The sequence below is a fragment of the Streptomyces sp. NPDC001492 genome (genome assembly GCF_053597275.1).
In genome coordinates, this window is sequence record NZ_JBSFHW010000053.1 from 58,893 (window position 1) to 65,342 (window position 6,450).

General features: G+C 68.8%; 9 protein-coding genes and 1 pseudogene. 5 read left to right on the forward strand and 5 right to left on the reverse strand.

All coding sequences use genetic code 11. The annotated features are described in order from the left end of the window. Window positions 1-99: 99 nt before the first annotated feature. The 3 genes and pseudogenes from ACWC1K_RS42860 to ACWC1K_RS42870 all read left to right on the forward strand — a co-directional run. Entirely contained in the window at window positions 100-609 is a 510-nt protein-coding gene (locus ACWC1K_RS42860; RefSeq protein ID WP_450838805.1) for a hypothetical protein, read from the forward strand. A gap of 114 nt (window positions 610-723) precedes the next feature. Continuing rightward, window positions 724-1,734, forward strand: coding sequence for an amidohydrolase family protein (locus tag ACWC1K_RS42865; RefSeq protein ID WP_450838807.1), 1,011 nt, complete (start codon window positions 724-726; stop codon window positions 1,732-1,734). Between the two features lie 281 nt (window positions 1,735-2,015). After that, window positions 2,016-2,258 (forward strand): annotated as a pseudogene (locus tag ACWC1K_RS42870) (helix-turn-helix domain-containing protein); the annotation flags it as partial. Between the two features lie 33 nt (window positions 2,259-2,291). On the opposite strand, the gene ACWC1K_RS42875 reads toward ACWC1K_RS42870, so the two are convergent. From ACWC1K_RS42875 to ACWC1K_RS42890, 4 genes are all read right to left on the reverse strand, one after another. Next, a complete protein-coding gene (locus ACWC1K_RS42875) occupies window positions 2,292-2,489 on the reverse strand; it encodes a hypothetical protein (RefSeq protein WP_450838821.1) in 198 nt (65 codons plus the stop codon). 86 nt (window positions 2,490-2,575) lie between these two features. Further along, window positions 2,576-2,749: a DoxX family protein gene (locus ACWC1K_RS42880; RefSeq protein ID WP_450838818.1), complete on the reverse strand. Its 174-nt coding sequence runs from the start codon at window positions 2,747-2,749 to the stop codon at window positions 2,576-2,578. 140 nt (window positions 2,750-2,889) lie between these two features. Further along, complete coding sequence (locus ACWC1K_RS42885) at window positions 2,890-3,534, reverse strand: GTP cyclohydrolase II (protein ID WP_450838809.1); 645 nt, start codon at window positions 3,532-3,534, stop codon at window positions 2,890-2,892. Window positions 3,535-3,587: 53 nt separating this feature from the next. Then, entirely contained in the window at window positions 3,588-4,301 is a 714-nt protein-coding gene (locus tag ACWC1K_RS42890; protein ID WP_450838810.1) for a TetR/AcrR family transcriptional regulator, read from the reverse strand. A gap of 331 nt (window positions 4,302-4,632) precedes the next feature. On the opposite strand from ACWC1K_RS42890, the gene ACWC1K_RS42895 reads away from it, so the two are divergent. Both ACWC1K_RS42895 and ACWC1K_RS42900 read left to right on the forward strand, forming a co-directional pair. Continuing rightward, window positions 4,633-5,004 (forward strand): DoxX family protein, encoded by a 372-nt coding sequence (locus ACWC1K_RS42895; RefSeq protein ID WP_450838812.1) that lies wholly within the window; start codon window positions 4,633-4,635, stop codon window positions 5,002-5,004. 222 nt (window positions 5,005-5,226) lie between these two features. After that, window positions 5,227-6,231 carry a twin-arginine translocation signal domain-containing protein gene (locus tag ACWC1K_RS42900; protein WP_450838814.1) on the forward strand — a complete coding sequence of 335 codons (1,005 nt, stop codon included), beginning with the start codon at window positions 5,227-5,229 and terminating at the stop codon, window positions 6,229-6,231. 84 nt (window positions 6,232-6,315) lie between these two features. Here the strand turns inward: ACWC1K_RS42900 and ACWC1K_RS42905 are convergent. Further along, window positions 6,316-6,450 (reverse strand): helix-turn-helix domain-containing protein (locus ACWC1K_RS42905; protein ID WP_450838819.1); only part of this gene is annotated, 135 nt, incomplete at its 5' end.

Sequence of the window (6,450 nt, forward strand, 5' to 3'; positions counted from 1 at the left end):
CAGCCGACAGACCTGGTGGAACACGTCGCGACGCCACGCAACCGCACCGGCGGCTCCGACCCGCGGGTCCGGCGGACTCGCCGCGCCTTGCAGGAAGCGATGGCGAGCCTCGTCGAAGAGGCGGCACCGGTGACGATGAGCGCGGTGGCGCAGCGCGCGGGACTGAGCCGTCAGGTGCTGCACAACCACTACGACTCGATCGAGCCCCTCGCGGCGCAAGTGCTCGTGCGTCGCATGCTCGAAGGCGCCGGGCAGGAGGCTCCGCCGGAACCGGAGGCCGCGCTGCAAGCGCTCACCGACGCGGTGCGGCGCGAGGGACTGGTTCCGTTCCTCGCGTTCATCCACCGCGACCGGGACGTGTTCCTCGCACTGCGCGAACTCGCCCACGGGCAGACCACCGTGCTGCTCGCACGAGTGTTCTCCGGAGCCGTCAGCGAGCACCCGGACATCGGCGAACCGGCCGCTGCCGACACAGAAGCAGCACTGTTCGCCGCTGGAGGGATGACGACCCTGGTCGACGCGTGGCTGCACATGGACGCGCCACCCGACGCGGCGGCGCAGGCAGCCCTCCTTGAGCGATACGCGCGGGCGGTTTTCGCAGCACAGTAAGGCACCGCCGCGACGGAGTCACCGCAATCGACCCACTCGGTGCCGGACAGCGACGGAACAGGTCGCCACGGATCGGGCCGACCGGCCCGACCGCGAGAGAAAGGCAGCACCATCATGAAGATCATTGCGTTGGAAGAGCATTTCGTCCTCCCCAAGTTCATGGACGTGTGGGAGGACGCTCCGGGCGGACACGACGAGGCAGACAGCGTGCTCGTGCGGACGCGCCGCGTGGAGCAGGCAGCTCTCGACCTCGGCGAGCAGCGGATCGCCGCGATGGACGATCAAGGCGTCGACGTGCAAGTCCTCTCGCTCAACTCGCCCGGCGTGCAGGATCTCCCCGCACCTGACGCGGTGACCATGGCCCGGCACGCCAACGACGTGCTCGCCGACGCCGTCGCCGCGCACCCTGACCGGTTCCAGGGCTTCGCGGCGGTCCCCACTCCGGACCCGGCAGCGGCCGCCGCCGAACTGGAACGCGCCGTCGGCACACTCGGGTTCCCCGGCGCACTCATCAACGGACGCACCGGTGACCTGAGCATGGAGAACCGCGTCTTCGATGACCTGTACGCGGTCGCCGAACGACTCGGGGCACCGATCTATATTCACCCCCAAGTGCCCACCGCGCCGGTCCGCGACGCCTACTACTCGGGCCTTGGCGACCTGGACTTCGTCCTGTCCTCGCCCGCGATCGGCTGGCATTACGACACCGGCATGCAGTTCCTGCGCATGGCGATCGGCGGTGTCTTCGACCGGCACCCGGGCCTGCAGGTCGTCCTCGGCCACTGGGGCGAGCTCGTGCTGTTCTACTTCGAACGGTGGCGGCCGATCCTTGAAGAGACCGGCTTGCACCTGCAGCGCCCTTTGTCGGAAGTGATGCGGGAGAACGTCTGGGTGACCGGCAGCGGCATCCTCTCCGAGCGGTACTTCCGCTGGGCGTCCGAGGTCGTCGGCACGGACCGGATCATGACAGCGACGGACTACCCCTACATCGACAACTCCGGCGGCGCAGCACGGACGTTCATCGAAAACCTCCCGGCAACCGAAACCGAGCGGACCGCTGTCGCGTCCGGGAACTGGGAGCGACTCACCGCACGTCGAGCAGGGCAGAGCAGCCCGAACGCGTGACGCGGCGACAGAGGGCCAGATGGGTTTAACGTGCCGTTCCGGCCCCGCAGTGAGCTGAAGGATCTGCATACCTGGTGCCAGAGCCCGCCGACCTTGTCCGGGGTGCTGGTGACCGGGCCGGGCGGCCAGGGCAAGTCCCGCCTGGCCCGCCAGCTCGCCGCCGAACTGGCCGGATACGGCACGAGCGTATGGGATGCAACCGTTCAAGGAGCAACAAGCAGAGCTCCGCGCGCTGCTGGCCGCACCCCACACGGCCCCTGTCATCGCGGCGCGGGCAACGGATGGTGCTGCTACGTGCGCAGGGCCGCACTCGCGGCGACGTCGCCGCGCAATGCGGCGTGTCCGCTCCAACTGTCGACCGCTGGGTGGCCCGGTTCGCCGAGCACGGCGCCGCCGGACTCGCCAGCCGGTCACGAGCCCGCACCCGAGTTCCCGAACATGTCCGGGCCCACGCCCTGGAACTGGCTGCGGCCCCTCCACCGCTGACCACTGGCCTGACCTGCTGGACCACCGGGGCGCTTGCCGAGAACCTACGCCCAACCGACGGAATCACGGTGTCACATAACTACATCGCTGCCGTACTGCGCGAGGCGGGCATCAAGGCCGGTGAGGTACCCGGCGGCGATGGCGTTGTCGACGGGGTTCAGGGCGGCGGCCTTGACCCGGATCAGCACCGTACCGTCGGCGACAGCGGGGATGGCCAGATCGCCGATCTGGGGCTTGTCGCCGGCGGTCGGAACGTGAAGTGCACGCATGATGTCTCGTGGAGTTTCGTAGTGCTGGACGGACGGTTGTGGCGGCTGGACGGGTCAGAGCCGAAGGAGTACGGCCCGAAGCGGCCCTAGACGACCGCTGCGGCGAGCAGCAGCGGGTCCACGTTGACACCGATGACCTGGGCTTCCTTGCGCCGGGCGTGGGTCGCGATTGCGCCGATATTGATCAGGATCAGGCCGAGTGCGGCGAGGACTTCGAAGTCCGCCGGCTGGTGTTCGACAGCCTCACCAAGGGGCAGCAGCGCCGGCTGGGCGACAGCAGCCGCCGCATCCTGTGTGCCATCGACCCCGACGACCCCCGCCTCACCCCACGGACCGCCCTCTCATTTTGCGCGCTTGTGCCCGTCGGCATTTGTGATGATCCTTCGCGCGGTTCACGATGTCACGCGGCGCTGCAGGCCATGTCGCCAAGGGCGATGGTGTGGTTGGTGTGCCGGATCTTGGCCGCCAGGTACCGGGCGTTGTTCGCGGTGGCGTGCACGCCCGTCGGTGTCGTGCCGGCGATCGTGATGCCGAGGTCGCGCAGTTGGCGGCCCTTGTCGGGGTTGTTCGTCAGCAGGTCGATCTCGGTGATTCCCAAGGCCGTGAGCATCTGGGCGGCGGCGGTGTAGTCGCGTCCGTCTTCGGGCAGGCCGAGGGCGATGTTGGCCTGGTACGTGTCGAGCCCGGTGTCCTGCAGCGCGTAGGCGTCGAGCTTGTTGTACAGGCCGATGCCGCGGCCCTCTTGGCGCAGGTAGAGCAGCACGCCGCCGCCGGCGTTCTCGATCCGTTCGGCCGCCTCGCGCAGTTGTGGTCCGCAGTCGCAGCGGGCGGAGCCGAACACGTCGCCGGTCAGACACTCCGAGTGCATCCGCACCAGCGGCGTGACGCCTCCGGCCCGCTCGCCGAACATCAGCGCGACGTGTTCGGCGCCGTCGACAAGGCCGTGGAAGGTGGCCGCCTCGACGGTGACGTGGTAGCCGTCGGCGAAGCTCAGCGGTATGCGTACGCGGGTGCGCAGGGTGGCCGGGGGGATCTCGGTCGGCATGTTCGCTCCTTGATGGTGCTGTGGTCGTTCGTCGTCGCGGGTGTCGTGTTCGGTCACGTGTTGGGGTGGGCCGCGATGCGGTCGAGCCATTCCTCGAGCAGGCCTCGTTCGCGGTCGGTCAGCACGGCGGTGGTCTGCGGCAGCCGTGCCCGCAGGGCGATCGCGGCGGCGGCTGGGCCCGGGTCCGGTGCGGCGGGTTCGTCGAGCAGGATGGCCGCGGCCACGGCGTTCCAGGTGAGGTCGGCGACGGCCGGGTCGCGACGCTCGGGTGGCAGTTGGAGTTGCGCGTCGACCAGGCCGAATACGGTGGCGCAGACGAGTTGCGCCGCGTGCTGCTCGCTCACCCGCAGCCGGCCGGCCTCGGCGACCGGACGGAGCTGCTTGGCCACGGCGTCGGTTGCCGGTGCCGTATCCGGACGCGGGTCAGCCTGGATGGCGGCGTACAGGCCCGGGTGGTCGATGCCGAAGCGCACGTGCGCATGCCAGTTGGCGCGCAGATCCTCGACGGGGTCGCCGGAGCCGTCGCCGGGTAGCTCGTTCCGGAGGTACACGGCGCAGCCGACGGTCGAGGCGGCGTCCAGCAGTCCCCGTTTGTCGCCGAAGAGCCGGTAGATCGTCGGCGCGTTGGTCTTGGCGGCGGCGCACACCGCCCTGGTCGAGACCGCCGACGCGCCGCCTTCCGCCAGCAGGCGCAGTACCGCGGCCAGGATCCGGTCGCGGACGCTGCCGGTGTTCTCCTCGGTCAGTTCGGGGTTCTCCACGCTCATGTAGCAACGTTATCACGTACGTGCTATCTTCGCTCCGAACGTCGCTAAGCGGATTCTGCTATCAGCGCTAATAAGAGGGTGATCATGACAACCGAGGAGCGCGCCGTCCGTTTCGACCGCTATGGCGGACGCGAAGTGCCAGTCATGCAGCTCGGACAGGGGCACGCGCACGGCAAGATCGTCCCGATCCCCTGACCCGGCCAGCGCTGATCTGGGACCGGGCCTTCACCCCGGACACCGCGGTGGAGGACGCCTTCCTGGCCGAGACCGTCGATGAGGTGCTGGTCCCGCTCAATACCACTTGGCAACGTACTGACAAGGAGACATATCAGTGAATACATTCATCTGGATCGTCCAGGGCGTTCTCGCCGCGGTATTCGTCGCGGTCGCCATCATGAAACTGGCCATGCCCCGCGAGAAACTCGTCACCGTGTTCGCCTGGGTCGAGCAGTTCCCCGACGCCATGGTCAAGGCCATCGGCGTGCTCGAACTGCTCGTCGGCTTCGGCCTGATCCTCCCGTCCGCAGTGAACATCGCCCCTGGGCTGGTCCCCTGGGCGGCTGCCGGCGGACTGGCCTTGGCCCTCGGCGGGACAGCGGTCCACCTGCGCCGCTCCGAGGCTCAGATAGCCGCCGTCAACATCGTCTTCATCGCAGGCCTCGCGCTGATCGCCTGGGGACGCTTCGGCCCGCACCACTTCTGACCGGACCCGCACCGTCATGACCACCGTCACCGCCGCCTGTTCATCGCCACCGCTGTCCTCAGCGCGGCGGCGGACCCAACCCTCGAAGTGAGAAGACCTCGAATGCGCCGGGCGAGCAGCCTTTCTGGAACCCGCCCGCGCGGAGTCGAGATCGCATGGCTCGGGCCCGACACGGATCCGAGGACTGGGACGACCCCATTGAGACCGCCAGAAAGTACCGACATGATCAACAAAGTCCAAAGGCCCGCACTGTCCCGGCGCAAGCTGCTGACCGGCGCTGCCGTCGGTGGCGCCGCGGTAGCCACCTCGATGGTCCTGCCCGGCACCGCGGCGTACGCCGAAACACCGACGCAGGTGCCGGGCGTGCCGACGGTGGTGGACACCTCGCACGCCTCACCCGAAGTCGCGCGTTTGTTCGGGTCATACTTCCGTGACAAGAGCGCGGCCGACGTCGAGGCGACGATGGCGCACTTCGCGAAGTCGCCGGTCACCTACATCGACGCCACTCTCGGCTGGCCGTCCTACACCTGGCAAAGCGTGCACGACGTCTTCGCCCAGTACATGCCGACCTGGCCGGCCGGGGCGAAGTCCTACCCGACCCGGATCCTCGGGGACGCCACCAGCGCGGTGGTCTTCTTCACCAACACCCCGGGGCTGTTCGGCCCGTCGGAGTTGCGCACGATCGGCGTCGTCAACTTCCAGCACGGAAAGATCGTGCGCTGGGTCGACTACTGGGACGGCCGGCATTTCGGGATCGCCAATCTCGACGCGGCGAAGCTGCCGGACGACCAGTTCCCGCCGGACTTCAAGGAATCCACCGTCGGCGAAACCGCTGTACCGCGCCTGAAGAGCGTCGTCGACGATTTGGCCACGGCGCTACGCGCCGGCGATGCCGCGCACGCCGCGGCGCTGTTCGCACCGGACGCTTCCCTCACCGACCTGGTCTCCCACGTCCAGGTCGTCGGACGGCGCAGCATCGCCTCGTTCCTCGGCAACGCCGGCAGTCAGCTTCCGTTCGTCGGACCGGGCACCGCCGTGCGGCACGTGGTCGGCGGCATAGCCGGCGGCGGCTACGAATGGACCGCCACCGGACAGGTGCCTCGCGGCATGAATGCGATCGAGCTGGACCCGTGGGGAAAGATCACCAACCTCACGTCGATCTGGGACGGCGCCCGGGCCAGCGACGATCGGCTTCTGCACATCGCCGCCGCGGCCCTCGAACGCTGAGAACGCCCCGGCCGGTGTTCCGCGAGTTCTCCTGAGCCCGGATAGGTACCGAGGCGTGCCGGCTCCGCTCAGGGCTGATCTCCGTCACCGGCCCGGGATCGCAACGGCCTCTTGGCGCACGCGAGCCCGGTAGCGCTGCGGCGACTCCCCGATAACGCGCTTGAACGCCGTGCTGAACGCGCTCTCCGAGCCGTAGCCCAGCTCGGCGGCGAGCGCCGC

Coding starts and splice junctions, on each gene's coding strand:
- ACWC1K_RS42860 (WP_450838805.1), top strand. CDS start 100: ATGGCGAGCCTCGTCGAAGAGGCGGCACCGGTGACGATGAGCGCGGTG.
- ACWC1K_RS42865 (WP_450838807.1), top strand. CDS start 724: ATGAAGATCATTGCGTTGGAAGAGCATTTCGTCCTCCCCAAGTTCATG.
- ACWC1K_RS42875 (WP_450838821.1), bottom strand. CDS start 2,489: ATGCGTGCACTTCACGTTCCGACCGCCGGCGACAAGCCCCAGATCGGC.
- ACWC1K_RS42885 (WP_450838809.1), bottom strand. CDS start 3,534: ATGCCGACCGAGATCCCCCCGGCCACCCTGCGCACCCGCGTACGCATA.
- ACWC1K_RS42890 (WP_450838810.1), bottom strand. CDS start 4,301: ATGAGCGTGGAGAACCCCGAACTGACCGAGGAGAACACCGGCAGCGTC.
- ACWC1K_RS42900 (WP_450838814.1), top strand. CDS start 5,227: ATGATCAACAAAGTCCAAAGGCCCGCACTGTCCCGGCGCAAGCTGCTG.